26 protein-coding genes, 1 tRNA gene and 1 pseudogene are annotated in these 24,740 nt (G+C 67.4%); 18 read left to right on the top strand and 10 right to left on the bottom strand.

Annotation, left to right across the window (positions count from 1 at the left end; translation table 11 throughout):
* Window positions 1–121: 121 nt before the first annotated feature.
* The 4 genes from ABS767_RS10425 to ABS767_RS10410 all read left to right on the top strand — a co-directional run bounded on the left by ABS767_RS10425 (window position 122) and on the right by ABS767_RS10410 (window position 6,250).
* Window positions 122–1,888 (top strand): fatty acyl-AMP ligase, encoded by a 1,767-nt coding sequence (locus ABS767_RS10425; RefSeq protein WP_408078286.1) that lies wholly within the window; start codon window positions 122–124, stop codon window positions 1,886–1,888.
* 135 nt (window positions 1,889–2,023) lie between these two features.
* Window positions 2,024–4,342: a putative bifunctional diguanylate cyclase/phosphodiesterase gene (locus ABS767_RS10420; protein ID WP_408078683.1), complete on the top strand. Its 2,319-nt coding sequence runs from the start codon at window positions 2,024–2,026 to the stop codon at window positions 4,340–4,342.
* A 103-nt stretch (window positions 4,343–4,445) separates the two neighbouring features.
* Window positions 4,446–5,420: a glycoside hydrolase family 43 protein gene (locus tag ABS767_RS10415; protein WP_408078285.1), complete on the top strand. Its 975-nt coding sequence runs from the start codon at window positions 4,446–4,448 to the stop codon at window positions 5,418–5,420.
* 74 nt (window positions 5,421–5,494) lie between these two features.
* Window positions 5,495–6,250, top strand: a complete 756-nt coding sequence (locus ABS767_RS10410; RefSeq protein WP_408078284.1) for a DUF1206 domain-containing protein — start codon at window positions 5,495–5,497, stop codon at window positions 6,248–6,250.
* Here the strand turns inward: ABS767_RS10410 and ABS767_RS10405 are convergent.
* Window positions 6,247–6,549, bottom strand: coding sequence for a hypothetical protein (locus ABS767_RS10405; RefSeq protein WP_408078283.1), 303 nt, complete (start codon window positions 6,547–6,549; stop codon window positions 6,247–6,249). The two genes, ABS767_RS10410 and ABS767_RS10405, sit on opposite strands and share 4 nt — an antisense overlap.
* A gap of 56 nt (window positions 6,550–6,605) precedes the next feature.
* On the opposite strand from ABS767_RS10405, the gene ABS767_RS10400 reads away from it, so the two are divergent.
* Window positions 6,606–7,184 carry a hypothetical protein gene (locus ABS767_RS10400; protein ID WP_408078282.1) on the top strand — a complete coding sequence of 193 codons (579 nt, stop codon included), beginning with the start codon at window positions 6,606–6,608 and terminating at the stop codon, window positions 7,182–7,184.
* A gap of 108 nt (window positions 7,185–7,292) precedes the next feature.
* On the top strand, window positions 7,293–7,943 hold the full coding sequence (locus tag ABS767_RS10395) for an imm11 family protein (protein ID WP_408078281.1): 651 nt from the start codon (window positions 7,293–7,295) through the stop codon (window positions 7,941–7,943).
* A gap of 105 nt (window positions 7,944–8,048) precedes the next feature.
* On the opposite strand, the pseudogene ABS767_RS10390 reads toward ABS767_RS10395, so the two are convergent.
* Window positions 8,049–8,254, bottom strand: a pseudogene (locus tag ABS767_RS10390) (transcription termination/antitermination protein NusG); the annotation flags it as partial.
* A 163-nt stretch (window positions 8,255–8,417) separates the two neighbouring features.
* Between ABS767_RS10390 and ABS767_RS10385 the strand changes: the two are divergent.
* Entirely contained in the window at window positions 8,418–9,305 is an 888-nt protein-coding gene (locus ABS767_RS10385; RefSeq protein ID WP_408078280.1) for a phosphatase PAP2 family protein, read from the top strand.
* A 123-nt stretch (window positions 9,306–9,428) separates the two neighbouring features.
* Here ABS767_RS10385 and nusG read toward each other — a convergent pair whose 3' ends face one another.
* From nusG to ABS767_RS10360, 5 genes are all read right to left on the bottom strand, one after another.
* Window positions 9,429–9,968, bottom strand: coding sequence for a transcription termination/antitermination protein NusG (nusG, locus tag ABS767_RS10380; RefSeq protein ID WP_408078279.1), 540 nt, complete (start codon window positions 9,966–9,968; stop codon window positions 9,429–9,431).
* 23 nt (window positions 9,969–9,991) lie between these two features.
* Window positions 9,992–10,189 (bottom strand): preprotein translocase subunit SecE, encoded by a 198-nt coding sequence (gene secE / locus ABS767_RS10375; protein WP_408078278.1) that lies wholly within the window; start codon window positions 10,187–10,189, stop codon window positions 9,992–9,994.
* 227 nt (window positions 10,190–10,416) lie between these two features.
* Complete coding sequence (locus ABS767_RS10370) at window positions 10,417–10,698, bottom strand: hypothetical protein (protein WP_408078277.1); 282 nt, start codon at window positions 10,696–10,698, stop codon at window positions 10,417–10,419.
* Between the two features lie 56 nt (window positions 10,699–10,754).
* On the bottom strand, window positions 10,755–11,333 hold the full coding sequence (locus tag ABS767_RS10365) for a YqaA family protein (protein WP_408078276.1): 579 nt from the start codon (window positions 11,331–11,333) through the stop codon (window positions 10,755–10,757).
* A 45-nt stretch (window positions 11,334–11,378) separates the two neighbouring features.
* Window positions 11,379–11,455, bottom strand: a tRNA-Trp gene (locus tag ABS767_RS10360).
* 281 nt (window positions 11,456–11,736) lie between these two features.
* Between ABS767_RS10360 and rplK the strand changes: the two genes are divergently transcribed.
* The 11 genes from rplK (at window position 11,737) to ABS767_RS10305 (ending at window position 20,375) form a co-directional block, all read left to right on the top strand.
* On the top strand, window positions 11,737–12,168 hold the full coding sequence (rplK, locus tag ABS767_RS10355) for a 50S ribosomal protein L11 (protein ID WP_408078275.1): 432 nt from the start codon (window positions 11,737–11,739) through the stop codon (window positions 12,166–12,168).
* Window positions 12,169–12,172: 4 nt separating this feature from the next.
* On the top strand, window positions 12,173–12,871 hold the full coding sequence (gene rplA, locus ABS767_RS10350) for a 50S ribosomal protein L1 (RefSeq protein WP_408078274.1): 699 nt from the start codon (window positions 12,173–12,175) through the stop codon (window positions 12,869–12,871).
* A 173-nt stretch (window positions 12,872–13,044) separates the two neighbouring features.
* Window positions 13,045–14,799 (top strand): DEAD/DEAH box helicase, encoded by a 1,755-nt coding sequence (locus tag ABS767_RS10345; RefSeq protein ID WP_408078682.1) that lies wholly within the window; start codon window positions 13,045–13,047, stop codon window positions 14,797–14,799.
* 157 nt (window positions 14,800–14,956) lie between these two features.
* Window positions 14,957–15,412, top strand: coding sequence for a YaiI/YqxD family protein (locus ABS767_RS10340; protein ID WP_408078273.1), 456 nt, complete (start codon window positions 14,957–14,959; stop codon window positions 15,410–15,412).
* Between the two features lie 72 nt (window positions 15,413–15,484).
* Entirely contained in the window at window positions 15,485–16,318 is an 834-nt protein-coding gene (locus tag ABS767_RS10335; RefSeq protein ID WP_408078272.1) for an alpha/beta hydrolase, read from the top strand.
* 123 nt (window positions 16,319–16,441) lie between these two features.
* Window positions 16,442–16,762 (top strand): DMT family transporter, encoded by a 321-nt coding sequence (locus tag ABS767_RS10330; RefSeq protein WP_408078271.1) that lies wholly within the window; start codon window positions 16,442–16,444, stop codon window positions 16,760–16,762.
* Window positions 16,763–16,838: 76 nt separating this feature from the next.
* Entirely contained in the window at window positions 16,839–18,305 is a 1,467-nt protein-coding gene (locus tag ABS767_RS10325; RefSeq protein WP_408078270.1) for a L,D-transpeptidase family protein, read from the top strand.
* Between the two features lie 16 nt (window positions 18,306–18,321).
* Entirely contained in the window at window positions 18,322–18,633 is a 312-nt protein-coding gene (locus ABS767_RS10320) for a hypothetical protein (RefSeq protein WP_408078269.1), read from the top strand.
* A gap of 313 nt (window positions 18,634–18,946) precedes the next feature.
* Window positions 18,947–19,462: a 50S ribosomal protein L10 gene (gene rplJ, locus ABS767_RS10315; RefSeq protein ID WP_408078268.1), complete on the top strand. Its 516-nt coding sequence runs from the start codon at window positions 18,947–18,949 to the stop codon at window positions 19,460–19,462.
* Window positions 19,463–19,519: 57 nt separating this feature from the next.
* Window positions 19,520–19,897 (top strand): 50S ribosomal protein L7/L12, encoded by a 378-nt coding sequence (gene rplL / locus ABS767_RS10310; RefSeq protein ID WP_145846227.1) that lies wholly within the window; start codon window positions 19,520–19,522, stop codon window positions 19,895–19,897.
* 100 nt (window positions 19,898–19,997) lie between these two features.
* Complete coding sequence (locus ABS767_RS10305) at window positions 19,998–20,375, top strand: hypothetical protein (RefSeq protein WP_408078267.1); 378 nt, start codon at window positions 19,998–20,000, stop codon at window positions 20,373–20,375.
* On the opposite strand, the gene ABS767_RS10300 is transcribed toward ABS767_RS10305, so the two are convergent.
* The 3 genes from ABS767_RS10300 to ABS767_RS10290 form a co-directional block, all read right to left on the bottom strand.
* Window positions 20,372–21,268 (bottom strand): hypothetical protein, encoded by an 897-nt coding sequence (locus ABS767_RS10300; RefSeq protein WP_408078266.1) that lies wholly within the window; start codon window positions 21,266–21,268, stop codon window positions 20,372–20,374. The two genes, ABS767_RS10305 and ABS767_RS10300, sit on opposite strands and share 4 nt — an antisense overlap.
* Before the next feature lie 450 nt (window positions 21,269–21,718).
* The gene (locus tag ABS767_RS10295; protein WP_408078265.1) at window positions 21,719–23,152 is read right to left on the bottom strand and encodes an LPXTG cell wall anchor domain-containing protein; all 1,434 of its coding nucleotides are present in this window, start codon (window positions 23,150–23,152) and stop codon (window positions 21,719–21,721) included.
* Window positions 23,153–23,321: 169 nt separating this feature from the next.
* Window positions 23,322–24,740, bottom strand: a complete 1,419-nt coding sequence (locus tag ABS767_RS10290; protein ID WP_408078264.1) for a M16 family metallopeptidase — start codon at window positions 24,738–24,740, stop codon at window positions 23,322–23,324.

Below are 24,740 nucleotides of genomic sequence, written 5' to 3'. Positions count from 1 at the left end.
CACACTGGCAACCGAATTTGAACGACAGTGCGTAGCAGAGCCGCCCGCATTTTCCGATGTGGGGCCTTTTCGTCGATGATGGGCGGGTGGCCTGCGCGATCAGGGGCACGGATTATAGGATATGGCTTTGGACGTGAAGGATCAGGTTGAGGTGAAGGAAGCAGCAGTGCAGCCGACGCCGACCGACGATACTCTCCCCCGCCGACTGGCGGATTTCGCAACGCTGGGCGAGGCATTGGATTATGCTGCGCAAGGCGCGCGCGGGCTGAATTTCCATGATGCCCGCGGCGCGCTGCTGCGCCCCTATCCGTTCAGCGAGATGCGCGCCGACGCGCTCGACCAGGCACGCCGCCTGATCGCTGCGGGCGTCAAGCCGCTCGACCGCATCGCGTTGATCGCGGAAACCGGCACCGATTTCGCCTCGCTGTTCTTCGGCGTGATCTATGCGGGCGCCTGGCCGGTACCGCTGCCGCTGCCCACCAGCTTCGGCGGCAGCCAGCATTATATCGACCAGCTCTCGGTCCAGCTCGAAAGCTGCGACCCGACGATGCTGTTCTTCCCGACCGAACTCGCCGCGATGGCGGGTGAGGCGGCGCGCCTCAAGGGCGTCGAGGGGATCGACTGGGCCGAATTCGCCGGACGCGACGCGCCCGCCGCCGACCTGCCCCAGGCGAAGACCGACGACATCGCCTATCTCCAGTACAGCAGCGGCTCGACGCGCTTCCCGCACGGCGTCGCGATCACCCATCACGCGCTGCTCAACAACCTCTCGGCGCACAGCCACGGCATGGAAATCCGCGACAGCGACCGCTGCGTCTCGTGGCTGCCCTGGTATCACGACATGGGGCTGGTCGGCTGCTTCCTCTCGGTCGTCGCCAATCAGGTCTCGACCGACTATCTCAAGACCGAGGATTTCGCCCGTCGTCCGCTCGCCTGGCTCGACCTCATCACGCGCAATAGCGGCACCACCCTCTCCTATTCGCCGACCTTCGGCTACGACATCTGCGCGCGCCGCATGTCGAGCCAGACCAAGGCGTCGGAGCGGTTCGACCTGTCGCGCTGGCGCGTCGCGGGCAACGGCGCGGACATGATCCGTCCGGACGTGATGCAGTCGTTCGTCGACGCCTTCGCCGATGCCGGCTTCCAGGCCAGCGCCTTCCTGCCCAGCTACGGCCTTGCCGAAGCGACGCTGGCGGTGTCGATCATGCCCCCGGGTGAGGGCATCATCGTCGAACTGGTCGAGGAAACCCAGCTGTCGGGCGGCACCGACGCCGACGGCAACCGGCCGCAGCGCTACCGCGCGATCGTCAATTGCGGCAAGCCGGTCAAGGACATGGAGATCGAGATCCGCGAGGAGGACGGCACCCCGCTGCCCGACCGCGCGATCGGCAAGGTCTGGTGTCGCGGTCCCAGCGTCATGGTCGGCTATTTCCGCGATCCCGAGTCGACCGCCGCGTGCATGAAGGACGGCTGGCTCGATACCGGCGACATGGGCTATATGTCCGATGGCTATGTCTATATCGTCGGCCGGGCGAAGGACATGATCATCATCAACGGCAAGAACCACTGGCCCCAGGACATCGAATGGGCCGTGGAGCAGTTGCCGGGTTTCAAGCAGGGCGACATCGCCGCCTTCGCGATCACCACGCCGGGCGGCGAGGAAACGCCCGCCGTCCTCGTCCAGTGCCGCACCAGCGACGATTCGGAACGTTCGAAGCTGCGCGACGATATTCGCGAGCGCGTCCGCGCCGTCACCGGCATGAACTGCGTGGTCGAACTGATCCCGCCGCGCACGCTGCCACGCACCAGTTCGGGCAAGCTCAGCCGCGCCAAGGCACGCAATCTCTACCTCAACGGCGAGATCAAGCCCTACAGCATCGCCGCCTGAATCCGCTCTCGTTCGGGGAAAGATCGGGAAATTTTCCGTCTTTCCCCGGACTCTAACCTCTCGCTAACGATCCCCGGCTAGGGTCGCCGCGTGACCAGCCAGACGACTTCCCAGTTCGCCAGGCCGCGCATCGACATGCGCGCGCTTCTCGGCCTCTACGATCCGGCGGACACGACCGACTGGGGTCCGATTCGCGCCGCCCAGATGAATGCGGGCAGCCAGCTTGCGCTGTTCATGCTCGCCGCCAATGTCGTCGGCGCCGCTTTGATCGTCCTCAACTTCGCCGCGCTGGTTCCGCTGTGGAAACTCGCCGGCTGGGGTGCCCTGGTCGGCGCCGTCGGGGTAGCGGTCGCCTTTCGCCGCCTCGCCGCCCGCCACCGCACCGAACGCACGGCGACGTTGCGCGACGTCCGCGACACCGCGCTCGACGGACTTTCGCTGGGCGCGGTCTGGTCGATCGCCCCCCTGTTGTTCGGCGCCTTTGCCGATGCCGAAGCGGCCGCGGGAATGTGGATCATCCTCTCGATCCTGATGGCAGCCTCGTCGTTTGCGATGGCTGCGCTTCCGCTGGCGACGATCCTGTTTCTCATCGTGCTGGGCGGCGCCAACGCCGTTGCGATCAGCCTGATCCATTCGCCCGCGCTGGGCGTCGCATCCTTGCTCTTCGCGCTTCTCCTCATTTTCGCGTGCACCGCACGGGGGAAGGCGCTGGTGGTGATCCGCGCCGACGAAATCGCAATCGCCGAGCGCGACGAAACCGTCAGCCTGTTGCTCCGCGAGTTCGAGGACAAGGCGGCCGACTGGCTGTGGGAAACCGATGCGCAGCGCCGCGTGTGTCGCGCAAATCCGCGCTTTGCCGTTTCCCTGGGCGTCGATCCGAAAGCGATCAACAACATGCCCTTTCTTCAGGTGTTGGCCGGTCCCGCCTGGGACAGCGGCAATTTCGCGCCCGGGCTGCGCGTGCTCGCCGAATCGCTCAAGAAGCGCGAGCCGTTTCGCGACATCCTCCTCCCCGTCATCGTCGACGGCGCCGAACGCTGGTGGGAGCTCACCGGCTCGCCCCGGTTCAGCGAAAACGGCAGCTTCATCGGCTTTCGCGGCGTCGGCTCCGACGTCACCGAAGCGCGCGAATCCGCGAACAAGATCAGCAAGATGGCGCGCTACGATACGCTGACGGGCCTGCCCAACCGTCTGCTCATCAACGAGACGCTCGCCACCGCGATGGCCGAGGCGGACAAGTGGAACACGCGCTGCGCCTTCATGATGATCGATCTCGACCGCTTCAAGGCGGTGAACGATACGCTCGGACACCCCGTCGGCGACCGTTTGCTGATGCGCGTCTCGGAGCGGCTGAGGCAGCTGATGAGCGCCAACGACATCATCGGCCGGCTGGGTGGCGACGAATTCGCCGTCGTCGTGCGCGACGCCAGCGACACCGCCGCGGTCGAAGGGCTCGCGCGCACCATCATCGACGTCCTCTCCGCCCCCTACGACGTCGATCACCACACCCTGTACATCGGCGCCAGCGTCGGCCTCGCCATCGGCCCGCGCGACGGCCGCACCGCCGAGATGCTGATCCGTTCGGCCGACCTCGCCCTCTATCGCTCAAAGGACGCTGGCGGCGGCCATTTCCACAGCTACGAGCCGCAGCTTCACGTCGAGGCGGAGGAGCGCCGCGTCCTCGAAATCGCGCTGCGCAGCGCGATCGAGAACGATCAGCTCCATCTTCTCTATCAGCCCGTCGTCCAGGCCGGCACCGGCGCGCTGATGGGGTTCGAGGCGCTGTTGCGCTGGACCCATCCCGAACTCGGCCCGATCTCTCCGGTCAAGTTCGTGCCGCTGGCCGAGGACGCCCGCCTCATCGCGCCGATCGGCGAATGGGTGCTGCGCAGCGCATGTCGCGAAGCCGCCAAATGGGACGATCCGATCCGCGTCGCGGTCAATGTCAGCCCCGAACAGCTCCACAACGCCAATTTCGCCGCCTTCGTCGCCCAGGCGCTCCGGGAAAGCGGGCTCCACCCGAGCCGTCTCGAACTCGAGGTCACCGAAAGCGTGTTCATGCGCGAAGGGACCGCTGCGGTGCAGACGCTCGAGGCGATCCTCGACATGGGCGTGCGCCTCAGCCTCGACGATTTCGGCACCGGTTATTCCTCGCTTGGCTATCTCTCGCGCACCCGCTTCAGCTCGATCAAGATCGACCGCAGCTTCGTCCAGGGCGCGTCGCAGGGGCAGAAGGAGGCGATCGCGATCATCCGCGCCGTCGTCGCGCTCGCCGACAGCCTGGGCATGGCCACCACCGCCGAGGGCGTGGAGACCGAGGACGAGCACCGCATGATCCAGGCGCTCGGCTGCTCCAAGGTGCAGGGCTATTATTTCGGCCGCCCGCTCCCCGTCATCGAAGCCCGCGGCCTCGCCACCCGCGACAGCGACAGCGGCATCGCCCAGGTCGCCTGACGCGCCCGCATTGACCCGGCGCGCAGGGCCGCTACGCTTCGCGCTCAATCATACAGATCGGGTGAGGATGATGAACTGGCAACGCATCGGCGCAGCATTGATAATGGTAGCGCTCCCATCGCTGACGCTGGCCCAGTCCGCGCCGGCTCCAGGTTCCAACCCGATCATCCGAGATCGCTTCACCGCCGACCCCGCCCCGCTGGTGATCGGCGACCGGCTCTACCTCTATGTCGGGCATGACGAGGCCGGCCCGGGCGAGATGTTCAACATGCGCGACTGGCGCGTCTATTCGACCACCGACATGAAGCACTGGACCGATCACGGCGCGATCATGAAAGTGACCGACTTCAAATGGGCCAAGAAGGACGCCTGGGCAGCGCAGACGATCGCGAAGAACGGCAAATACTGGTTCTACGCCGCGGTCGAGCATGACGACACGCATCCCGGCAAGGCGATCGGCGTCGCCGTCTCCGACAGCCCGACCGGCCCGTTTGTCGACGCCAAGGGCTCGGCGCTGATCACCAACCAGATGACGCCCAAGGGCGATCACAGCTGGGAGGATATCGACCCCACCGTCTTCACCGACGACGACGGCACGACCTGGATCGCCTGGGGCAACCGCCAGGCCTATATCGCCCGCCTCAAGCCCAACATGATCGAGATCGACGGCGACATCACCGAAATCACCCCGCCGCATTTCGAGGAAGGGCCGTGGCTGCACAAGCGCGGCGACCTCTATTACCTCACCTACGCCTCGCTCGACCGCGCGACGCACAAGGACGAGCGCATCTCCTACGCCACCGCCCCCTCGATCCGCGGCCCGTGGACCTACCGCGGCGAGCTCACCGGCTCGGCGCGCAACAGCTTCACCATCCACCCCGGCATCGCGCAGTTCCGCGGCAACTGGTATCTGTTCCTCCACAATGCTGCGCTGCGCATCGGCGACCGCGAGGGCGCACTCGGCCGCCGCGCGGTCACCGTCGAATATCTCCAGTACAATCCCGACGGCACGCTGAAGCCGGTGGTCCAGACCGACGCGGGCGTCTCGGTCCCCCCACCGGCCCAACCGCAAGACTGAAGTCAAGCGGACGCCACGCGCCGGCACGGAACCCTGCCCCGCCTGCACCGTTGGGCGGGCACAGGAGGAACCCGATGAATGTCGCAACGCGCCTGACCTGGCTGACCCGGGTCGGCTTCGCCGTCCGCGGCGTCCTCTATCTCGTCATCGCCATCCTCATCGCCCGGCTGGGTCGGGCCGAGGATCCGGGCGGCGCCGTGCAATATCTCGGCGCGCATTCGGGGATCTTGCTGATCGTCATTGCCGCGGGCCTGATCGCCTATGGCGTGTGGCGGCTGGCCGACGCCGCGTTCAATGTCGAGCGCCACGACGACGATGCCAAGGGTGTGGCCGAACGCGTCGGCGCGGCCTTGAGCGGTGCCGTCCACTTCCTGCTGGCATGGCAGGCGATCCACCTGTTCCAGGGCGCCCGCGCATCGGGCGACAGCACCGAACAGGGCGTGCGCATGGCGCTGGACCTGCCCGCCGGCCCGGCGCTGGTGGTCGTGGCAGGCATACTGCTCGCCGCACTCGGCGTCTATCAGCTCGTCCGCGCGGCAAAGGGCTCGTTCCTCAAGCATCTCGAACCCCGCATCGCGCGCCACCCCTGGGCGAAATGGAGCGGGCGGCTGGGCTATGCGGCGCGCGGCGTGATCTTCGCGCTCAGCGGCTGGTTCATCGTGCAGGCGGGGCTGGAGGCCGACGCCGATCAGGCCGGCGGCATGGCCCAGGCGCTCGCCTGGCTCGAAAGCCCCGTCGACCTGCTGGTCGCTGCCGGCCTGTTCGGCTTCGGCCTGTTCAGCCTGATCGAAGCGCGCTTCCGCGTGCTGCGCGACGTGCGCGTCGGCTAGGGGCCGAGCGCGCTGCGCATATGCGCGGCAACGGCCATCTGGGCCTTGCAATGTTGGAACTGGTTTCGGAAGACTGTCCGATGACCGGCCCCCGCCCCTTCAACCGGCGCCAGGCGCACGAGAACCAGGCCTTCCTCGCCGCGCTGCGCCGCACCGGCAATGCGCGCGAGGCGGCACGAAGTCTCGGCTTCCATCGCTCGACCATGACCAAGCGCCGCGCCAGGGACGCCGCGTTCGCCGCCGAATGGGATGCCGCGCTCGCCTTCGCCCATGCCCGCCTGAACGAAGCGAAGCAGCAACCCCCGCCCAGCCCGACACCACCGAGCCGCGCGCGATCCGCACCGCATCGGGCCGCATGCAGCTGCGCGCCGTCCCCGGCCGCGCGCTCGATCGCGCCGCCGAACAGGCGTTCCTGTCCGCGCTCAGCGCCACCGCGAACATCCGCCTCTCCGCCGCAGCTGCCGGTTTCAGCCACTCCGCCTTCTACGCCCGCCGCCGTCAAAGCCCCGCCTTCGCCCGCGAAATGCAGCTCGCGCTGCAAACCGGCTATGAGCGCGTCGAGATGGCGCTCCTCGCCGCTGCCCACCCGTCCAGCTATCGCGACGACGCCTGGCGCCATAATGATCCCCCGCCGATCCCCAGCATGACCGCGGACGAGGCGCTGACCCTGCTCCGCCTCCACCACCAGAGCGTCCGCCTCCAGGCCGAACCCCCGCACCTCAAGCGACGCCGCGGCGAAAGCCGCGAAGCACACAGCTTCCGCCTGAGCGAGATGTACAAGGCCCGCCTGCAACGCGACCGCGACGCCTTCGACGTCGCCGAGGCAGAGCGCCGCGCGGCGACGGCGGCAAGCAGCGAAAGCCCGTTTGAGAAGCCATTCCCGACGCTACCGGCGCTCGATCAGGTCAAGGGGTGGCGCAAGGGGAAGGGGTGAGAAAGAAGTACTTCGCCTTCAAGCCTCGGAGACCACTCACCATTTCTTCACCGCCGAACCGCTATCTGCGCTCTACCGGATCATGGCGACGAAAGTGAATTCGAGCTTATGGCCTATGGTTTGAACATCCAGCCCGTTTACGGAAAATATCCAAAGGTCGAGTCGCTCGACGATCGCTTCAAGAAGATCGGGTCGCTCAAAGACGAATTCAGGCATTTGCTCCCGACTAAGGCGGACGGAACGCCCGACTTTTCGAGCAAAAGAATGCCCATTCTCCCCAACAGCATGCTGTGGCGCGATCGCGCTGGCCGCGCCGCTCCAGACTTTGATGTGTCGCCGTGGCTGAATGTCTCAGCCACGGCGAAAGCAATCATCGAACGCTGGGAACCGGGCGTCCACGAATTTGCGCCGGTCGCTTATACCTACAGTCGGGGCGCGACTGAGACCCGCTTCTGGGTCAATGTCGGCAATCGCATCGACGCTGTCGCGGGTGGCCCCTCGAACATGGCGCTGCTGAAGCGCCAATGGCGTTTGCCGAGAGATTTGCTCCGCAACAACGAACCGATGCCGGACGGCCTCGATCCCGATGCACCCTCAAAGCTGGTATTTCGGTCCGAGGCGGTGAGGCCCTACCATATGTGGGCGGACTGCTACCTTGGCCGCGCGACAGTATTCATCTCGGACGCGCTGGCGGACTGCTTCCTGGCCGAAGGCGTCACGGGCCTGGCGCTGGCCAACGCCAAGGTCGAGGAAATCTGATCCCCTCCGTTGGCTGCAGGCCGATCATCCTAACTTAATGGGTTCCGCAACCGAAAAAGGCGGGGCGTCGCCGCCCCGACTCCTCATAACCTAATTCCGAAAGCCTTACTTCGACCGCTCCACCCGACCGAAGTCCAGCTCGACAGGCGTCGCGCGCCCGAAGATCGACACGCTCACCTTCACCTTCGACTTGTCGAAGTCCAGCACCTCGACCACGCCGTTGAAGCGCGCGAACGTTCCGTCGGGCACCTTGATCGAATCGCCGATCTCGCAATCGACCTTGATCTGGTGCGTGGCGCGGCGTCCGCCTCTTCCTTGGTGTCCGGAATACGCACGGCCGCGCGACCGGCATGATTAATCGCCAGCGTAACATTGCGCCCGATACGGTCACATCTGTTAACTCCTGTTTGGCATATCTCCCGTGGCTGATAGCGGGGGCCGGGGATGGACGTTCAGGATCGCAGATCGCTTTGGGTGGCGACCGCCATCGCCGCCTGCGTGACGCTCTTCGCCTGCCATCTGTCCGGACTGTCCGTCAGCCCTGACAGCGCGAACCTCCTCGCCCTCTACGCGCTCGTCATCGCCATCGCCCTGTACCTGGACCCCGTTCCCTTTGGCCGTGTCGCCGTCGCGGCGGATGCCCTGATCCTGTTTCTCGTCATCAGCGGTCTGGGCGCGGTCGCCAGCTATGTGGGGATGAAACAGTCGGGCACCCTGACCGACAGTCTGCTCGATCAGGCGGATCGTGCGATGGGATTCAGCTGGACGGCGATCCGGGCCTGGGTCGAGCAGACGCCCGTGCTCATCTCCGTCCTGACCCATGCCTATAACCTGTGCACCCCGATGCCGCTGCTGATCGTGGCGCTGCTGTGCGCCACGCACCGGTCGGATCGCTGTTACCGGTTCCTCAAGCTGTTCGCGGTCGCGCTCGTGGTGACATTAGCGGTCGCGCTCTTCTTCCCGGCGATCGCCGCCTTTGCCTTTTACGGCTATTCGCCCGTGCCTCAGAACGCGCTGCACTATGGCGAGATCATCGCCGGCCTTCGCGACGGCTCGCTGACCGCGATCGATCTGCGCAACCTCGGCGGCATTCTCACCTTTCCCAGCTTTCACGCCACGATGGCGATCCTGTTTGCCTGGGCGCTATGGCCGATCCGGCAGGCACGCGCGGCCGCCACCATCGCCAATGGACTGATGCTCGTCGCGGCGGTGCCAATCGGCGGGCATTATGGTGTCGATATCCTCGGCGGCTCGCTGATCGCGGTCGCGGCGATCCTGTTTGTCGGCGGCACCCAGGGCAACGCGGTGGCCGCGCCCCGCGTGCAACCGCCCGCGCCGATTGCCGACCAACCCGCGCACTAGGCCGTCTGGAACGATCCGGCGCGACCGCACTCGCGCCGAATGCGGTCCCTCTCCCCGCCGCCAACAAAAAAGCCGGGGCGTTTCGACCCCGGCTTTCCCGTAATCCAATGATATCGCGCAGTCTTACTTCGACCGCTCCACCTGATCGAAGTCCAGTTCGACCGGCGTCGCGCGTCCGAAGATCGACACGCTGACCTTCACCTTCGACTTGTCGAAATCCAGTTCCTCGACCACGCCGTTGAAGCTCGCGAACGGGCCGTCGAGCACCTTGACCGAATCGCCGATCTCGTAATCGACCTTGATCTGGTGCTTGGGCGCTGCAGCCGCCTCTTCCTTGGTGTTCAGGATGCGTGCGGCCTCGCCCTCGCTGATCGGCTGCGGCTTGCCCGACGATCCCAGGAATCCGGTGACCTTGGGGGTGTTCTTGACGAGGTGATAGACGTCGTCGTTCATGTTCAGCTTGGCGAGAACATAGCCGGGGAAGAATTTCCGCTCCGACTGCACCTTCTTGCCGCGGCGCACCTCGGTGACGGTCTCGACCGGCACCTCCACCGCCTCGACCAGCGCGTCGAGGCCCAGCCGCGTCGCGTCCGCCAGGATCTGGTCGCGAACCTTGTTTTCGAAGCCCGAATAGGCGTGAATGATGAACCAGCGCGCCGCCATGGTTTTTCCCGTTATCTGGCCGCTCAGCCCGCGAGGCTGAGCAGGAAGTTGACGATCGCGCCGAACAGGCGATCGATGCCGAAGAAGAAGATGCCGAGCAGTGCGGCCATGATGAACACCATCACGGCGGTCATCACGGTTTCCTTGCGGGTCGGCCAGGCGATCTTCTTTCGCTCTGCCTCGACCTGGCGCATGAATTCCACTGGATTCGTCTTCGCCACTTTCTGCCTCGCAAATAATGTGCCCGTCAGCGGGACAGGTTTCTCCGCCCGGCCCCTCGTTGGAGAGACCCGGCGATACCCATCACGCTGTCGGATTGGGGACGCTATCTAGCGACTTGGCCCATGGGGGGCAAGGGGCGTTGCGCCCAGCGCTGCGAACGCAAAACGGGGCGCCGCGCCGGACGCCCCGTCAGGATTGCGAACCGGGCCGGGCCGGCCGCGCCGGGTCACGGACTGGTCGGCGCATCGTCATCGGCGAGTTCGACGATCCCCCAGATCCCCAGCATCGCGGCCAGAACGCCCGCCAGTGTCCCCGTGGCGCCCAGGCCGAACAGCCCGTTCGCCTTGCCCGGCGCGCTCGCCGCCCGGACATCGGCCGACACGCGGGCAAGGCTCAGCGCACGCGCCGGCGCGGCCTGCGCGCTGGCGCCCATCAGCGCCGTGGCGGCAAGCGTCGTCATCAGGAACTTCTTCAGCATGGCATCCTCCATCGGAAACGGGATCGCCATGCCGCTATCCGCGACGCGCGCCGCGATCCTCGGTCAGGTCCTGACGGGGTGCCGCCTCAGATCAGCGCGACGACAGCAAATCCGCCGATCAGCGCGGCGAGGACGATCCAGCCGATCAGGTTCAGCCGCTCCTCGAGCACCTTCTGCACCGGCGCGCCGAACTTCTTGAGCAGGAACGCGACCAGGAAGAAGCGCGCGCCGCGCGTGATCGTCGCGGTGACGACGAAGATCAGGAAATTGAACTCCATCACCCCGCTGACGATGGTGACCAGCTTGAACGGGATCGGCGTTAGTCCCTTGATCAGGATCACCGCCGCGCCCCATTTGTCGAACCATGCCCGCGCATCGGCGATCTTGTCGCCCATGCCATAGGCGGTGATCACCCACTGGCCGACGCTCTCGTACAGGAAATAGCCGATGCCATAGCCGACGATGCCGCCCAGCACCGACGCGATCGTGCAGATCGCGGCGATGCGATACGCCTGCTCGCGCCGCGCCAGGATCATCGGCACCAGCATCACGTCGGGCGGGATCGGGAAGAAGCTCGATTCGGCGAAACTGACCGCGGCCATGTAACGGTCGGCATGGCGGTGACCGGCGAGCCTCAGCGTCCAGTCGTACAGCGCGCGGAACATGCGGGGCGAAACCTCTGCAAGGGGTCCGGGCGCGCCCGGGAAGGATGGCAGGGGAGCTCGGATTCGAACCGAGGGCCTTCGGTTTTGGAGACCGACGCTCTAACCAGCTGAGCTACACCCCTGTGCGGTGCGTGCCTTTAGCCCCGCTTTTGACGCCGCACAAGGGGCGACAAGAGCGGGGTCGGGCGCATCTGATCAAGAACAATAGTGGAACATATGAGTTCCAACATTGCAAGCGCTCTGTCGCTCCCCTTGCCATTGCGCCCACTCTTGGCTAAGGGCGCCCGCTTCCACGAGGCATCGTTGGAATTGCGGGAGCATCGGGCGCAAGTCCGGGGCGCATGAACCGCTAAACTTGAACCGGGCGGAACCCTAGGCTTCGCCCCGCTACAGAGTGAGTGCAATGGCTAAGAAAATCACGGGCTATATCAAGCTCCAGGTGCCTGCGGGCGCCGCCAATCCCTCGCCGCCGATCGGCCCTGCCTTGGGTCAGCGCGGCGTGAACATCATGGAATTCTGCAAGGCGTTCAACGCGGCGACCGGCGAGCAGGAGAAGGGCACGCCCCTCCCCACCGTCATCACCGTCTATGCCGATCGCAGCTTCAGCTTCGAAACGAAGCAGCCGCCGGCAACCTACCTCATCAAGAAGGCGGCGAACCTCAAGTCGGGTTCGAAGGAGCCGGGCAAGGCGAGCGCGGGCAAGATCAAGCGCAGCGCGCTGTCGGCCATCGCCGAGACCAAGATGAAGGATCTGAACGCGAACGACATCGACGCCGCGACGCGCATCCTTGAAGGCAGCGCCCGCTCGATGGGCCTCGAAGTGGTGGAGGGCTGAACCCATGGCTAAGCAGACCAAGAAGCAGAAGGCCCTGGCCGGCACCGTCGACCGCGAAAAGCTGTACGGCGTCGACGAAGCCATCGCGCTGGCGCAGAAGAACGCGACCGCCAAGTTCGACGAGACGATCGAAGTCGCGCTGAACCTCGGCGTCGATCCGCGTCACGCCGACCAGATGGTCCGTGGCGTCGTCACCCTGCCCGCCGGCACCGGCAAGACCGTTCGCGTCGGCGTGTTCGCCAAGGGCGCGAAGGCAGACGAAGCCCGTGAAGCGGGTGCGGACGTCGTCGGCGCCGAAGACCTGCTCGAGATCGTTCAGGGCGGCAAGATCGAGTTCGATCGCTGCATCGCGACCCCGGACATGATGGGTCTGGTCGGCCGCCTCGGCAAGGTGCTGGGTCCCAAGGGCCTGATGCCGAACCCGAAGCTCGGCACCGTGACCATGAACGTCGCCGAAGCGGTCAAGGCTGCCAAGGGCGGCCAGGTCGAATATCGCGTCGAAAAGGCCGGCATCATCCATTCGGGCATCGGCAAGGCGTCGTTCTCGGCCGCCGACCTGCGCGCGAACTTCGACGCGCTGGTCGACGCGATCGTGAAGGCCAAGCCGTCGGGCGCCAAGGGCAAGTATCTGCGCAAGGCCGCGGTCTCGTCCTCGATGGGCCCGGGCGTGAAGATCGACGTCGCCGAGGTTTCGGCCGTCTGATCCTCGGTCCCGTACCGAACATGAAGGACCCCGGGGGAAACCCCGGGGTTTTTTCGTGGCGGCGCGCGCCCCTCGCCAACGGCGCGAAAATGCGCTATGGGCCGCGCAAATCCCCGCGATAAATTCGATTCCGACGCGCTGCCCGCGGGGCGCGCGGCATATTTGTGAGCTTGATGCCCTTTTCACACCTTCCCACGCGCCTCGCCGAGGCGCTGACCCAGCGCGGATACGCCGCGCTCACCCCGGTCCAGGCCGAAGTCACCCAGGACGAAGCGCGCGGTCGCGACCTCCTCGTCTCGGCCCAGACCGGATCGGGCAAGACCGTCGCCTTCGGCCTCGCCATGGCCGACGAACTGCTCGACGGCGACGCCCTCCCCGCGCCGCGCCTCCCGCTGGCGCTGGTGATCGCTCCGACGCGCGAACTGGCGCTTCAGGTCGCCAAGGAACTGGGGTGGCTCTACGCTGCGGCGGGCGCCCGGGTCGCGACCTGTGTCGGTGGCATGGACGCCTCGCGTGAGCGGCGTGCGCTGTCGCACGGCACGCATATCGTCGTCGGGACGCCGGGGCGCCTGCGCGACCATCTCGAACGCGGCGCGCTCGACCTGTCCGCGCTCAAGGTCGCTGTGCTCGATGAAGCCGACGAGATGCTCGACATGGGCTTTCGCGAGGAGCTGGAGGCGCTGCTCGATGCGACCCCGACCGAGCGCCGCACCTTCCTGTTCTCCGCGACGCTTGCCAAGCCGATCGTCACGCTGGCCAAGCGCTATCAGCGCGACGCGCTGCGTATTTCGACCGTGGGCGAAGACCGCGGCCATGGTGACATCGCCTATCAGGCGATCACCGTCGCGCCGTCCGATATCGAACATGCCGTAATCAACCTGCTGCGCTTTCACGAGGCGGAAACGGCGATGCTGTTCTGCGCGACGCGCGACAATGTCCGTCACCTCCACGCCAATCTGGTCGAGCGCGGCTTTTCCGCCGTGGCGCTGTCGGGCGAGCACAGCCAGTCGGAGCGCAACCACGCGCTTCAGGCGTTGCGCGACCGCCGTGCGCGCGTCTGCGTCGCCACCGACGTCGCCGCGCGCGGGATCGACCTGCCGACGCTCAGCCTGGTCATCCATGTCGAGCTGCCGCGCGATGCCGAAGCGCTTCAGCACCGTTCGGGCCGTACCGGACGCGCGGGGAAGAAGGGCACCGCCGTGCTCATCGTTCCCTATCCGCGCCGCCGCCGAGTCGAAATGACGCTCAAGCAGGCCAAGATTAACGCCGAGTGGCTGCCCGTCCCCAGCGTCGAGGACATCAAGGCCAAGGACCGCGACCGCCTGATCGAAAAGATCACCGCCCCGGTCGAGCCGGACGAGGACGATCGCACGCTCGCCACCGAGCTGATGGAAAAGATGACGGCGGAGGATATCGCCGCCGCTTTGGTCCGCGCCCACCGCGCATCGATGCCCGCGCCTGAGGAGCTGATCGACCGCGGCCCGTCCGATCAGCGCGGGCCGGTGCATCGGCCGGGGTTCGAGGACATCGTCTGGTTCCGCGTCAATGTCGGCCGCCGCCAGAATGCCGACCCGCGCTGGCTGCTCCCGCTGATCTGCCGCCGCGGGCACGTCACCAAGAGCGAGATCGGCGCGATCCGCATCGGCGCGGGCGAGAGCCGCTTCCAGATCCCGCGCACGATCGCAGACCGCTTCATGCGCGAAGTCGGCAAGTCGGCGGGGCCGGATGAAGATGTGCTGATCGAACCGGCCGACGGCCCGCCCCCGCCCGGCACGCGCGGCGATCATGCCCCGAACGACCACCGCCCGCGTCACGGCAAGCCGCGCGACCACAGTCGCCCGATGCACCGCGCCCGCCCCGCCGGCGGCCCCGGCGCCGGCACCGGCCGCCCGCCCAAGCCCCATCGCGGCAAACCGCCGAAGAAGTGAGCCCCACCCACGCTCGTCACCCCGGCCTTGTGCCGGGGTCCACTCTTCAGACCTTCCCAGCGCGCGCGGCTGACGCGGGGCGAGCGCGGCAAACGACGGGAAACGGAGCCCGGTGGACCCCGGCACAAGGCCGGGGTGACGAAGGAGGGATAAGGCCATGACCGCACCGCTCCAAATCCTCGTCGACGCCGACGCCTGCCCCGTAAAGGACGAGATCTACAAGGTCGCCTGGCGCCGCGCGGTGCCCGTCACCATCGTCGCCAACAGCTTCATCCGCATCCCCGATCACCCGCTGATCGCCCGCGAGATCGTCTCCGACGGGTTCGACGCCGCCGACGACTGGATCGCCGAACGCGCGGGCTCGAACACCGTCGTCATCACCGCCGACATCCTCCTCGCCGACCGCTGTCTCAAGGCGGGCGCGAGCGTCCTGGCACCCAATGGGAAGCCGTTCACCACCAGTTCGATCGGCGCGGCGATCGCCACGCGCGCGATCATGGCAGACCTGCGCGCGGGCGGCGACCAGATCGGCGGACCGCCCCCGTTTCGCAAGGAAGATCGGTCGCGCTTCCTGTCCGCGCTCGACGAACTGCTCGTCCGGCTCGCGCGCTGACGCTTACCCACAATGCAATCGTGATCGTTGCGCAGCCGTGATAGCATGCGCGTCGCTTCAGCGGAGGCGCGCATGAGCGAAGAGCGGATCACCCACCCCGACGGTACCGGCATCAACCTTCACATCTGGCCCGCCACCGGCGCCGCACGCGCGGTCATGCTGCTCCAGCACGGGTTCAACGCGCATGGCGGGCACATGGCCTGGGCGGCGTTCCGGTTCAGCGCGGCGGGCTATGCCTGTTATGCGGTCGATCTGCGTGGCCGGGGAAAATCGGACGGCGAACGCTTCTTCGTCGACGATTTCGACGAATATCTCGCCGATCTGCAGCTCGCATTCGATCGCGCGCGCGCCGACCACCCCGGCCTGCCGGTCTTCCTGATCGGCCACAGCGCGGGCGGCGTCGTCGCAACCAGCTATGCGCTGCGGCATCAGGGCGCGCTCGCCGGCCTGATCTGCCACAGCTTCGCCTTCCGCGTCCCCGCGCCGCGCCTGGTGCTCAACCTGCTGCAATGGCTCAGCGGCCCGTTCCCGCGTCTCGGCGTGCTGAAGCTCAAAAATGCCGATTTCTCGCGCGATCCCGCGCATGTCGCGATGATGGACGCCGATCCGCTGATCGCGAACGAGACCCAGCCGGCGAAGACGGTGGGCGAGATGTGGAAGGCAGACAAGCGGCTCGAGGCTTCGTTCGACACGCTGACCCTGCCCCTGCTGATCATCCACGGGACGCAGGATCATGCGACCCTCCCGGCCGGCAGCCGCTTCTTCCACGATCATGCCGGCTCCGTCGACAAGACGCTCAAACTCTATGAGGGCCATTATCACGACCTCCTCGCCGATATCGGCAAGGAAGAGGTGCTGGCCGATATCCTCGCCTGGACCGACGCCCGGATAGCCGCTCCGGCTTGACCCCGCCACGCCGAGCGGCCAGATGCGCGGCGAACACCGGGTCCGCCCGGTCCGGCGCGCCGCCTCTTACGGGTTTCCGGCCCGCGCGCCGTTCCCCCACGAGCCCGACTTATGGAGGTCCACATGGCGTGGCTCATCCTCGGCATCGCCGTCGTCACCGAAATCATCTGGGCGCTCAGCCTCAAATGGGCCGCGACTGTCGGCACCTGGCAGGCGTCGGCGGTCCCGGTCGTGCTCAGCTTCGTCAATATGGCACTGCTCGCGCTGGCGATGCGCGACATTCCGGCCGGCACCGCCTATGCGATCTGGACCGGCCTCGGCGCGGTCGGCGTCATCATCGGCGGCATGATCCTGTTCGGCGACCGCGTGTCGCCGGTGCAGGCGGCATTCATGGCGCTCGTGGTAGTCGGGGTGGTCGGTACGAAGCTGACCGCAGCAAGTTGAACCGGGCGCTCGGCGGGTGACATTCGCCGTGGCCGCCCCTATCATCACCAGACCGGTGAGAAGGAAAATGCTCTCGATGTTCGGACGATCCGGGCTGCACGCCGCTGCCGCCTCCCTCGCACTTGGCGCCACCCTGCCCGCTTCGGCGCAGACCGCTGCGCCGACCCCTGCTCCGTCCGCGACCCCCGCGCCGCTCCAGATCCAGCCCGTCGCGCTGCCGCTTCCTACGGTCACGCCCGACCAGGCCGACCAGCTGCGCCGCATCATCGTCCAGGGCCGCATCGGCCAGGGACTGCGCTATTCCTCCGCCGCGGCCGAAATCCTGCCCGCCGACGATGCCGGCCTCGTGCGCGCCGCGCTCGATTATGCGCGCGCGATCCATATCGGACGGCTCGACCCGTCCGACTTCCAGGAGGATTGGGCGCTGCGTCCCGCCGACTGGGATCCGCTGCCCGGTTTCACCCGCGCGCTGGCCGAGAACCGGCTGGCGGCGTGGTTCCGCGATCTCGCCCCGCCCTATGCCGGCTATGAGACGTTGCGCGACGGCCTCGCCCGCTACCGCCTGATCGAGGCGGCCGGCGGCTGGAGCGCGATCCCCGCCGGACCCGATATGAGCGTTGGCGCCACCGGCGCGCGCGTCACCGCCCTGCGCGCGCGGCTCGCGGTCGAGGACGACGACGTCGCCCGGCTCGGCACCTCCTTCGACGCCGAACTCAAGGAAGCGGTGATCCGCGCCCAGCGCCGCTACGGCCTGAACCCCACCGGCACCGTGTCGAGCGGCACGCTCGGCGCACTCAACGTGCCGGTGGAGCAGCGCATCCGCCAGATCATGGCGAACATGGAACGCTGGCGCTGGATGCCCAAGACGATGCCGACCGACCGGGTGCAGGTAAACATCGCCTCAGCCAGCGTCGCGGTGTTCGAGGGCGATCGCCCGGTCATGTCGATGCGCGGCGTCACCGGAAAGCCCGGCGGCGGCGAGACGCCGATGCTGGCGTCGAACATCCATTCGATCGTGGTCAATCCGCCCTGGAACGTCCCGGCCGGCATCGCCGCGCGCGAGCTCTTCCCCAAGGGCTCGGCCTATCTCGCCCGCAACGGGTTCAAGGTGATCGGCACCGGCGCCGGCCGCCGCCTGCAGCAACAGCCGTCGCATTCGGCGCTGGGCAAGTTCAAGTTCGACTTCAACAATCCCTTCGCCGTCTATCTGCACGATACCCCGACCAAGGGGACCTTCTCGCGCTTCGACCGGCTCGCCAGCCATGGCTGCATCCGCCTCGAACGCCCGGAAGACCTTGCCAATTTGCTGCTCCAGGGCGACCCTGAATGGACCCCGGAAAAGATCGCGGAGACGGTCGCCGAGGGGGAGACCACGCGCGTCCCGCTGCAGAAGCAGGTCGCGGTCTACCTGCTCTACTGGACTGCCTATGGCAGTTCGAACGGCACGATGAATTTCCGCGGCGATCCGTATAACTGGGACAAGGCGCTCGCCTCGAAGATCGAGGCGCGCTCGGCCACCCAGGCCCAGTCCGCCGCACGCTGAACCAAGGGGACCACGCATGAACCGTCGCATTACCGCCCTCACCGCCACGCTGCTCGCCAGCGCCGCCCTTGCCGCCTGTTCGGGCAGCGACGAGGCTCCGGCGCCCGTCAACGAGACGACCAACGATGTCGACGTGATCGAGGAAGCGCCGATCGAGAATTTCGCCGAACCCGAACCGACCCCGACCCCCAGCGCGACCCCGACGCCCATCGCCGCAGCCCCGCTCCCCGATGAAGAGCAGATCATCGACGACGCGGAATCGGTCGGCATGACCGCGCGCGTCGATCGCAGCGAGTCCGTCGGCAACACCGTCGCGCCCGTCCAGTAACGCCGGCGCGGGGCCGCAGGCAGCTTGACTCCTGCGGCCCAGCCGCTATGAGCGCGCCTTCGCGTCGCGGGGGAACCTGCGCGCGTACCGTCCGAGACAGCAGGTGACCGGAATATGCCGGTCTTAATGTCCTGCCAAGACGGGGACACGGATTTTACCGGCCGTTTCCGCGCTGCGGAGCGTCCGGGTCAGCCCGCCGGAGCCATCTGGCCCTGACGATCATGCCCCTCGGACGAGGGGGCCGGGCATCCGCCCGACCTCCGGCGTAACCGGCTCCGATCCGCCTGGATCGGGGTATTTTGAGGAGACCGGCATGGATCGTGCTCAGAAGACCGAAGCCGTTGCCGAGCTGAACCGCACCTTTGGCGAAGTTGCAGTGGTGGTCGTCACCCGCAACCTCGGGATGACCGTCAAGCAGTCGACGGACCTCCGCAACAAGGCGCGCGAAGCCGGTGCGAGCTACAAGGTCGCGAAGAACCGCCTTGCCAAGATCGCGATCGACGGCACCGATTATTCGGTGCTCGCGGACCTGCTGACGGGTCCGACGGCGCTTTCCTATTCGACCGATCCGGTCGCCGCCGCCAAGGTGGTGTCGGATTTCGCCAAGACGACCGACAAGATCGAGATCGTCGGCGGCGCGATGGGAAGCCAACTGCTCGACGCGGACGGCGTGAAGGCGCTCGCATCGCTGCCTTCGCTCGACGAACTGCGTGGCAAGATTGTCGGCCTGCTTCAGGCCCCGGCATCGAAGCTCGCAGCGATCACCCAGGCACCCGCGGCGCAGCTCGCCCGCGTGTTCAATGCCTATGCGGAGAAGGACGCAGCCTGAGGCCGCGTTCATTTGCGACTTTTTCGAACCAATCTGAATTTTTGAAGGGAATATCAAATGGCTGACCTGAACGCTCTTGTTGACCAGCTGTCGGAACTGACCGTCCTCGAGGCCGCTGAGCTCTCGAAGCTTCTCGAAGAAAAGTGGGGCGTCAGCGCCGCTGCTCCGGTCGCCGTTGCGGCTGCCGGCGGCGCCGGTGCGGCTGCTCCGGCTGCCGAAGAGAAGACCGAGTTCGACGTGATCCTCACCGGCGACGGTGGCAAGAAGATCAACGTCATCAAGGAAGTCCGCGCGATCACGCAGCTCGGCCTGACCGAAGCCAAGGCGCTCGTCGAAGGCGCGCCGAAGCCCGTCAAGGAAGGCGTGAGCAAGGACGAAGCCGAGAAGCTCAAGAAGCAGCTCGAGGAAGCCGGCGCGACCGTCGAGATCAAGTAATCTCGCGGCTGCACCTGCAGCTTATGAAGGGGGCGGTCCGGCAACGGGCCGCCCCCTTTTCGTTTGCGGTCGCGGCTCGAACTGATAGCGCTGCGCACCGATGGATGAGAGCAAGCCGGTCAGCGTCGGCCTTGGCGGCGACAGCGACGAAATCGCGGCGATCGACGAGGTCGAGATGACCTTCGGGGTCACGCTCGACTATGCCTACGCCGCGACGTGGCAGACCGCTGGCGACGTGTTCCGCGCGCTCCAAGCCTGCCTTCCGCCGGACGTCGCGCTCGCTCCCGAGACATGGGGTCGGTTCGCGACCGCCCTCACGCAGGAAACCGGCGTCGATCCCGCGACGATCACGCCCGACAGTCCGCTGCTCGAAGAGGCATTTCCGGCTCGCGCCCTTGGAAATCTCAGCAGGATGATGGTCGTTCTGCTGATTGCCGGCGTAGCGATCGTCGCGCTGCTGATCGCCGTGGTGCGCTAGGTTCCGGCGGCAACCGTCGGCACGTAGCGCTTCGCCGCCAGCCGCCCGAACCCCTCGGCTGCACGCTCGACCCATAGCGGCCCCAGCCGGTCGCTGCCCGGCGCGGGGACCGTCCCCACCATGAACGCGTCGCGCAGCGTGCGGATCGACAGGCCCGAATACCATTTGAGCGCGACCGGCACGATCGGCACGAACATCGGCTTGCCCTGCACGGTGACCACCCGCATCTGGTCGCCCGGCAGGCTGACCTGCGCCTTGAGCATGTGGATCCCGCCCGACGCGATGCTGAACGGTTCCGACCCGGGCGCCATCCGCGCCGCGCCGTGAAATGCGGCGATCTGCGCATCCTGCTCGGCGTTCGCGCCCAGCAGCGCCAGCACCGCACGGACATTGTCGGCGGATTCGCGCCCGCGATTCTGGATGTAGAGTTCCAGTTCCACGCTCACCAGCCCGTCGCGGATCGCCGCACGCAGGGGCCGGATTTCCATGACCAGCGGCCCGGGGGGCGGGGCGACCGGCGCCGCCGGCGTTCCCGGTTGCGCGGGCGGCGGCGGCGGCACACGCGCGGCAGGTGCCGGGGATGCGGGCGCCGCGGGAACCGGGCCGGTTGGCGATGTGCGCGCCGGCGGGCCGGGGGTCGGTGGCGGCACGACGACCGCAGCAGGCGCCAGCGCCACTTTCTCGGTTTCCTCCTCCTCGCGCCGTCGCGCCCGATTGGCCATCCACCAGCCGCCAGCCAGCCCCGCCAGCAACAGCCCGGCCCCGCCCAGAAGCGGCCACAGCCACCCCGGGGCCTGGGCAGTGGGCGCCGCGGCGATGTCCGGGCTAAGCGTACTCTCCACCGCAGGCGCGGAAGGGATCGGCGACAGGGTCGGGATCGGATCGAGCTGCACGGGGGGCGCTGACGACGGCAACGGGGCGCCGGGCGATGGAACGGCCCGGCTCGGCGTCGCGGCTGGCGTCGGGACTGGCGTGGGCCGCGCCTGGCTCCGCGTCGGGGTGGGCGATGCCGTTGGACGTGGGGCGGGCGTCGGACTCGGTCCGGGGCGCTGTGTCGGGCTCGGCGATGCGACCGGCCGCGGCGATGGTGTCGGGGTCGCGCCGCGCGGCTGCAGATCGAAATCGCCGATCGGCGGCGTGATGATCACGGGCGCCTGGCTGTTCTGGGCTGTCGCCGGAGCCGCAAGGAGCAGGAAGGAGGTCAGCGCGGTCGTCGCGCGGAGAGTCAACGCAGTCACGCGGGGCGCGTTAGCATGAGAAGGGCGGCCCCGCGCATCAAAAAATGCGCGCGGCCGCCCGGGATTAAGCCATCCCGGCGCAATGCCGGGATGGCGGGAGCGTGATCAGACCTTGGCCGGTACCCCGACCAGTTCGGCCTCGATATCGACATACATCGACGGATCGTCCTGGATCGCGATCGGGACCAGATGTTCGCCACCATTGACGCGACCGATCTTGAACGCCGCGGCGGTACGCCCCTCGCGACCGTCCGGGAGACGATAGCGCGCATCGGCGACCAGCACCGGGGTGAAGCTGTCCTCGCCATCGGCGATCCCGTCGACCTCGTCGCGCGACATGGTGACCGAAGCCTCGAGCGTCGTGCCGTCGCCCGGCGCGATCCGATCGGCGGGAAGGATCGAGTCGACCGGCGGACTGACCAGCAGACGCTCGATCTCCGTCTCACGCGCGGCATTCTCGCCCAGCATGAATGCGCCGATCCGGACATCGTCCGCGGCGACGCCGCCGGCATTGGCGACGGTCAGCTCGAACCCGACCATCGCGCCACGGCGGCTCATGCCGGCCCGGATCGGTCGCATGGCCAGTTCGAGCTGCGGGCGCTGGCCAGCGGGGCTCGCACCGCCCAGCACCGCCGCGACATCGGCGGGGTCAGCGTCGGTGAACTCGGCATGCTCTAGTGCCGTACGCTCGGACACGGCGGTTTTCTTCACCGCTGCGCTCGGCGCCGCGACAGGGTCGGCACGCGGCGGCGTGAAGCCCGCCAGCACCGGCGTGGCAGCGACCGGATCGGCGATCGGCCGTTCGATCGGCGCTTCGACAGGCGGCGCGACGATCGCGCGCTCGGTCACAGTTACAGGGTCGACCGGGCGTTCGCTCACCGGGGCGGCGACCGCGACCTCTTCCTCAATATAGGGCGCGTCCTCGCGGCGGCGGCGGAGCATCATCGCTCCCGCGACCAGCACGGCGACGCCGCCCAGTGCGGCCAGAATCAGCCACATCGTGCCGCCAGTGGCGGGCTGCTCGACGGGCGCAGGCGCGACGTCGGCGACCGGTGGCGCGGCGGGAGCCGCTTCCAGTACGGGCTCCGCCGGCGCCGTTTCAGTCGGCGGCGTCACCGGCGCTGCTTCGGCTGTCGGCGCCGCGTCGGCAGCGGGGGCCGAAGCGGCCGCCGGAGCCGATGCCGGCGCACGCGCGGGCTGGCCTGCGGCGCGCGTGGTCCGGGCAGCACGCGCCTCTGCCTGACGCGCGGCGGCGCGCTGGCGTGCCTCCTGCTCGGCCTGTTCGACGACGCCGGGCGCGATCGTGGTCCGCGATTCGCCGGACGTCGTTTGGCTGGAGGTCGTGGCGGTTGGCACCTGCACGCGCGGCGGTGTGACCGGTGCGGGCGCTGGGGCTGGCGCAGGCTGGCTCGGTACCATCACCGTGGGTGGCGTTACCGTTTCCTGCGCAAGGGCTGTTGAGGGGAAGGCGGCGGCGGCGAGAAGCAGCGCCGCGGCCCGGCGAAGCGCGGGGTGCGCATGATGTGGTGTGTGGGTCATAACGGGGGTTCAACAAGTGGAACCTGCGATTCGTCGCAATCGGGCCTCACAATTGCGGCAAATTGTTTACTTCGGTCGCCCAAGTGAATATCCATTCTGGAGACGAAATGAAAAGAGGGGCGACTTTCGACGCCCCCTTTCCCTGACTAGTTACTTCCTGAATAGTTGTTCAGGGAACAGTGACCGTCTCGAACTTGATTCCCTTCAACTCGGGTACGGCCTGTAGCTGCGGAGTGATCACTTTCAGATCGCCGACCACCACCAGCGTCATCTTCTCGAGCGGAAGGCGGCGGGCCGCCTCGCTCATCTGCGCCGGGGTGACGGCGAGCGTCGCCGGGACATAGTTGTCGACCCAGTCGCGGGGCAGGCCCAGTGAATCGCGCGTAGCCAGCGTGTTCACCAGCGTGCCTGCGGTGGAATTGGTGATGACGAACAGTCCCGCCATATATTGCCGCATCCCGGCCGCTTCCTCGTCGCCCGGGGGCGTCTGCTGGAGCGTGCGGATCTCCTTGAACACCTCGATCAGCGACGCGCCGGTCGCGGCGGTGGTGACGTCCGCGTTGAACGTCCACACCGCATTGGTCGGCAGCTGGCTGACCCCCGATCCCGGCGAATAGGTATACCCCTTTTCCTCGCGAATATTCCGCGTGATGCGTGAGCTGAACGACCCGCCCAACAGCGCATTCATCACCCGCGTCGGGATATCCTCTTTGTCCCCGGCATCGGGCGCGGGGAACATCAGGTTGATCGTCGACTGGGGCGCGCCGGGCCGGTCGACGAGCAACACCTTCGGCCCGGCCTTGGGATCGACGGGGATCAGTTCGCGCTCCGGCCCCGCGGCCCAGCCGCCGAACGCCTTCTCCACCGCCGCCTTCACCGCTTTCGCGTCGAACCGGCCGGCGATGTAGAGGTGCGATCGCTTCGCCCCGAAATTGGCGGCATGCCAGGCCTTGAGCTGGGCGGCGCTATAGGCGCCGAACTGCTCGGGCGTGGGCAGGACGCGACCATAGGGGTGATCCGCACCATAATAAGCGCGCGTGATCGCGGCATTGGCGAGCGTACCCGGCTGCGTCAGGCCGATTGCCAGCCGACGATTCCAGTTGGCCTTGACCCGCGCCAGTTCGCTCTCGGGAAAGCTCGGCCGCTGCGCGACATCGGCGACCAGTGCAATGGCATCGGGCGTCCGCTCGGACAGTACATTGATCGACACGCCGGAGCTGGTGGCCCCTGCCCCCGTGCCGAGACCGCCGCCCATATCCGCGGCCTTCTGCGCGATCTGCGCTGCGGTCATGCCTGCCGCACCCTCGCGCATCATGTCGAGCGTCAGCCCGGCGAGCCAGGTATCCGGCCCTTCGTTGATTCCCCCCGCATAGACCTGGAGCGAAACCACCGCCTTGGGCGCGACACCATAGGGGATCAGCGTCACCTTCATCCCGTTCGCGAGCGTATAGGTCTCGCTCGCCGGCATCTTGAACGACTTGGGCGCGGGGATCGGTGGGGGCGTGGAGGGAAGCTCCTGCGCCGCGACACCGGCAACCGGCGCGGCGAGCAGGGCGGCAGCCGTCAGGCTGGCGATCAGGCGGCGCAT

It is taken from the genome of Sphingomonas plantiphila (assembly GCF_046000505.1).
Taxonomy (GTDB): Bacteria; Pseudomonadota; Alphaproteobacteria; order Sphingomonadales; family Sphingomonadaceae; genus Sphingomonas; species Sphingomonas plantiphila.
This window is presented reverse-complemented; position numbering and strand designations above follow the sequence as displayed.

Excerpts from the sequence above, each read along its gene's own strand:
- ABS767_RS10425 (WP_408078286.1), top strand. The coding sequence starts at position 122 with ATGGCTTTGGACGTGAAGGATCAGGTTGAGGTGAAGGAAGCAGCAGTG.
- ABS767_RS10420 (WP_408078683.1), top strand. The coding sequence starts at position 2,024 with ATGCGCGCGCTTCTCGGCCTCTACGATCCGGCGGACACGACCGACTGG.
- ABS767_RS10415 (WP_408078285.1), top strand. The coding sequence starts at position 4,446 with ATGGTAGCGCTCCCATCGCTGACGCTGGCCCAGTCCGCGCCGGCTCCA.
- ABS767_RS10410 (WP_408078284.1), top strand. The coding sequence starts at position 5,495 with ATGAATGTCGCAACGCGCCTGACCTGGCTGACCCGGGTCGGCTTCGCC.
- ABS767_RS10400 (WP_408078282.1), top strand. The coding sequence starts at position 6,606 with ATGCAGCTGCGCGCCGTCCCCGGCCGCGCGCTCGATCGCGCCGCCGAA.
- ABS767_RS10395 (WP_408078281.1), top strand. The coding sequence starts at position 7,293 with ATGGCCTATGGTTTGAACATCCAGCCCGTTTACGGAAAATATCCAAAG.
- nusG (WP_408078279.1), bottom strand. The coding sequence starts at position 9,968 with ATGGCGGCGCGCTGGTTCATCATTCACGCCTATTCGGGCTTCGAAAAC.
- ABS767_RS10370 (WP_408078277.1), bottom strand. The coding sequence starts at position 10,698 with ATGGCGATCCCGTTTCCGATGGAGGATGCCATGCTGAAGAAGTTCCTG.
- ABS767_RS10365 (WP_408078276.1), bottom strand. The coding sequence starts at position 11,333 with ATGTTCCGCGCGCTGTACGACTGGACGCTGAGGCTCGCCGGTCACCGC.
- rplK (WP_408078275.1), top strand. The coding sequence starts at position 11,737 with ATGGCTAAGAAAATCACGGGCTATATCAAGCTCCAGGTGCCTGCGGGC.
- rplA (WP_408078274.1), top strand. The coding sequence starts at position 12,173 with ATGGCTAAGCAGACCAAGAAGCAGAAGGCCCTGGCCGGCACCGTCGAC.
- ABS767_RS10345 (WP_408078682.1), top strand. The coding sequence starts at position 13,045 with ATGCCCTTTTCACACCTTCCCACGCGCCTCGCCGAGGCGCTGACCCAG.
- ABS767_RS10340 (WP_408078273.1), top strand. The coding sequence starts at position 14,957 with ATGACCGCACCGCTCCAAATCCTCGTCGACGCCGACGCCTGCCCCGTA.
- ABS767_RS10335 (WP_408078272.1), top strand. The coding sequence starts at position 15,485 with ATGAGCGAAGAGCGGATCACCCACCCCGACGGTACCGGCATCAACCTT.
- ABS767_RS10330 (WP_408078271.1), top strand. The coding sequence starts at position 16,442 with ATGGCGTGGCTCATCCTCGGCATCGCCGTCGTCACCGAAATCATCTGG.
- ABS767_RS10325 (WP_408078270.1), top strand. The coding sequence starts at position 16,839 with ATGTTCGGACGATCCGGGCTGCACGCCGCTGCCGCCTCCCTCGCACTT.
- ABS767_RS10320 (WP_408078269.1), top strand. The coding sequence starts at position 18,322 with ATGAACCGTCGCATTACCGCCCTCACCGCCACGCTGCTCGCCAGCGCC.
- rplJ (WP_408078268.1), top strand. The coding sequence starts at position 18,947 with ATGGATCGTGCTCAGAAGACCGAAGCCGTTGCCGAGCTGAACCGCACC.
- rplL (WP_145846227.1), top strand. The coding sequence starts at position 19,520 with ATGGCTGACCTGAACGCTCTTGTTGACCAGCTGTCGGAACTGACCGTC.
- ABS767_RS10305 (WP_408078267.1), top strand. The coding sequence starts at position 19,998 with ATGGATGAGAGCAAGCCGGTCAGCGTCGGCCTTGGCGGCGACAGCGAC.
- ABS767_RS10295 (WP_408078265.1), bottom strand. The coding sequence starts at position 23,152 with ATGACCCACACACCACATCATGCGCACCCCGCGCTTCGCCGGGCCGCG.
- ABS767_RS10290 (WP_408078264.1), bottom strand. The coding sequence starts at position 24,740 with ATGCGCCGCCTGATCGCCAGCCTGACGGCTGCCGCCCTGCTCGCCGCG.